The organism is uncultured Endozoicomonas sp. (genome assembly GCF_947495845.1).
Lineage (GTDB): Bacteria > Pseudomonadota > Gammaproteobacteria > Pseudomonadales > Endozoicomonadaceae > Endozoicomonas.
Genome location: NZ_CANMAO010000063.1, coordinates 1 through 3411, shown reverse-complemented (window position 1 = coordinate 3411; position 3411 = coordinate 1). Strand labels below are relative to the sequence as shown.

3 protein-coding genes are annotated in these 3411 nt (G+C 40.3%); 2 read left to right on the top strand and 1 reads right to left on the bottom strand.

The annotated features are described in order from the left end of the window. Positions 1-56 precede the first annotated feature (56 nt). The gene (locus Q1B11_RS20500; protein WP_366139497.1) at positions 57-221 is read right to left on the bottom strand and encodes a phage holin family protein; all 165 of its coding nucleotides are present in this window, start codon (positions 219-221) and stop codon (positions 57-59) included. Positions 222-514: 293 nt separating this feature from the next. Between Q1B11_RS20500 and Q1B11_RS19955 the strand changes: the two genes are divergently transcribed. After that, positions 515-2452, top strand: coding sequence for a hypothetical protein (locus Q1B11_RS19955; protein ID WP_299735723.1), 1938 nt, complete (start codon positions 515-517; stop codon positions 2450-2452). A 226-nt stretch (positions 2453-2678) separates the two neighbouring features. Continuing rightward, positions 2679-3191, top strand: a complete 513-nt coding sequence (locus Q1B11_RS19950) for an ABC transporter substrate-binding protein (protein ID WP_299735721.1) — start codon at positions 2679-2681, stop codon at positions 3189-3191. Positions 3192-3411: the final 220 nt, after the last annotated feature.

Sequence of the window (3411 nt, the reverse complement as noted above, 5' to 3'; positions counted from 1 at the left end):
CCGAGCACTTCGTGTTCGGGGTTTTTGCTATGTGACCTATTAAATTTAAACCAGTTTCAAACTGGAAAAGCCAAGCCCGCAAATAGCCTGAAGGCCCCAATAGCCAAGCTCAGTAACATCGCCCAGCCAAAGTTCTTAATTTCGAATCCATCAATAAGCTTGCTCGCCATAATCAGAATCAGAGTATTGATTACCCACGTAAACAAACCCAGTGTTAACACGTTAATGGGTCACTTTAAGATAAGAAACACTCAGATTCAGATAAGACAACTTCTCTTTAACCCATTGGAATTATTATTTTTAATATGTCTTTCTGAAAAGTAACGGAAGCGTGGCGCTGGTAAATACGATATTCTTTATTTTTTTCTCTTTCTTAATTTCATATAAAATATTTAATTAATTTTACATTGAAAAAACAATAGGTTAAGGAATGATGCTGCAAAGGTCTCACGAAGTATTAGACTGCCGACTATCTATACTGGATAAATAGAAAATAATTCTAGGGATGGTAATTATGGGGCGGTTCAGTGTAAATAAATCAGTTAACCCGAAGGCTGAGTTATCAGGGTTAGATAAGAATGAAAATAAGCTACCGACGAAGTCAAGCTTGAATCGAAAAGTCTCCACTATAACGGAATCAATAAAGAAGTTCATAACAGGTAGAAAGCACAAGTCTACAGGAACTGACTTAGGCTTCTCAAAGCGGAAAATTGAAGCCGCGAGCGATAAGAATAGAATACCAAAGAGCAAGGGTGATTATCGGGCATTAGCAGATTCTATCCCAGGATTATATGCTCATGGTACTATGCCAGAGCACTCACCACTACCTGATGTATTGCCGGAAGGCCCATGGCAGCCAGATATCATAAACCCAGATTACCTTGATCCTGAATTTGCAACCACTGAAGTTATTGAGTCAGGCAGCGAAGTGGGAGTTGTCCGAGACATTGCTAGCGCTCCAGCTGATTCATTAAATGCGCCATCAGGAGATATTGATATTGATGGCCTTTTAAATCCAGTGGACGTTGGTCTTGATATTGGAACAAGTGCCATATCTCACGCAGTTACACTTGGCTTTAAGCTCCATAAGTTGTCCAGGCTGCATCACCGGAAACAGGCTTTTGAGAACAGCACAAAAATTGTAGATCAATGGAAAAACAAGCCTAACAATGAAGCTGGAACTATTTCACTCGAGGAAATGAAAGACCTCTCAATGATGGCAAAATTGTCTGGTGAGGTGAGTGGCACGAGTAATAGCGATTTAGTGAGAAGTTTACTGGGTGAAAACAAATGTCGATATGCATCAGGAGCCCAGGTGTTCCAAATGACCAGCAGGCTCCTTAAATTGGTCAAAGGCTCAGATGGAAATATCGAAAAACAACTGAATAGCTGGCGAAATGAATATCGTGAACGTAATGCACGTATGTCGTCTTTATCAAAAAAAGAAGATAACAAAGAGTTGATAAAATACGCCCATCAGTCAAAAAAAATGATGAAGCAACTTAATGATATTCTAAAACCTTTAGGTGCGAGGATGGATTTTTCAAAGCCTTGGAAGTTGGGGAAGTCTGCTATGGCATCGAGACACAAGTTTGTCATTGATGAAAATAAGTTGTATAAATACTTGGCAAGCAAAAATAGACTTCCTGAAAAAAAGTCAGTAAGAGATTATATTCTTTCATTTGAAGATAGTGCTCCGATTTTAAAGGAGTTCTCTAACTATGAATCAAGAAAATATAGGCATCAGAAGAGTCAAGCACAGTGGACTGCTGCATCCTTGACGGCTTCATTTCTTCCTGTTTTAAAGGTGGATTATGGTATTAGGGCTGGTAGGGAGTTTAAAGAAAGGCACTATCGAAAAACCAATAATATAATCCTTTCAAAAAAACTCAATAAAATTAAAGCTTTTGAAGCAACACACAAAGAACTGCTTGGAAAAAATCCGCTGCTTAAGGATGCCTTACTACTCACCGAAGATGTTATCAAAACAAAACAGATTCGCACTGATATCAAGACTGCACATGCTACTGTGCAGGGTGGGCTGGATGTTGGTGGTGCTATAGCCGGTTCCGCTGCTTCTATTGCCGCACCTGGAGTAGGTAGTCTAGCTACAGATGTAGCATTTGGTATTGCTAAGGCTTCGGTTACTGTGGGTTCAGTCATTGCTCGAAAGAACACTGACCAGACAACCGGGTTGAGCGGGCGTATTGAGTCGCAAGCCTATCTGGCATTAAAACATGCTTTTTACAAAAGTCCTGAGGACTCTGAGGATAGGAGTGCGATCCAAGCTATCACAGAACAACTTTTTGACATTACTCCGTCACAAGTAGAGTTGCTTTTCAAACAAGATGATAAACATGATATCGTATCTTCAAAAAGCTTAATCAGGTTACGATTTAATAACTTCAAGCATGGAAGAGAGGATGCAGACGCAGCAGAGAAAAAAACATAGAAATGTCTTCTATTTGTAGGCTGTGTATTTTTTAACATGCTGCTGATGTATTTTCTGAAAAATTGACTATATATGTAATACAGTTTCTTTCAGGCTTTAAATCTAGCTATGACGCTTCTTGAAAGTTATAAAAAAAACGTCAGCCTTCATATATTGAGGCTGACGTTTTTTTTTGCTGGTTATCTTATTTGCTACTCATGTGAAAGATATTTTTGGGAGTCCCTCTATGATCCGCATTGGTGTGGTTGAGCTTGGTTCTGGTGCCGTAATTCTGCTGGGGGATAACCATGGTTTTTTTTCGGACAATGATATTTTGCTTGATTACGTTAAGTTTGATTCTGCTCAGCAGATCGCAAATGCGGTTGCTTCTGGCGTGGTAGATATAGGCGTTGCTGGTTTGACTGCTGGACTATTTAATCTTGCTGCGAAAGGTAAGTTCAAAATTATTGCAGGTAACATTCAGGATGAATCCACAACCCCATCTAACACCTATGTTGTATCAAACGCGGTTTGGGGCAAAGGGATCAGAAAGCCCAGTGACCTGTCAGGCCTTCGGTTTGGTGTGACAGATATAGGTTCAACGCCTCATTACATGGCTGCTATGGTCATAGAAAAATACAAAATGACTGCATCGGTAGATGCTCAGTTTATAGCGCTTGGTTCAATGTCTGCCATGAAGGTTGCCTTGGAAAAGGGCAATATTGATTGTGCTGTCATACCAGAATACGTTGCCCAGTAGATTGTTGAAAACCATGGCGGGCACATTGTTGGGTATGTTGGTAAAGAAACACCGTGGCAATTGGTTGGGGTTATTGCCTCGCAGGAGGTGCTAAATATTCAAAGCGTGCTGATTAGCCGGTTTTTGAAATCACTTAATAAATCGCCTCGTCAGTAAAATCTGTGGGCAATTTCTGGTTCAGGTAGCTTGCCAAGTGCATGGTATAACGCAACTTCCGCGC

Coding starts and splice junctions, on each gene's coding strand:
- Q1B11_RS19950 (WP_299735721.1), top strand. CDS start 2,679: ATGATCCGCATTGGTGTGGTTGAGCTTGGTTCTGGTGCCGTAATTCTG.
- Q1B11_RS19955 (WP_299735723.1), top strand. CDS start 515: ATGGGGCGGTTCAGTGTAAATAAATCAGTTAACCCGAAGGCTGAGTTA.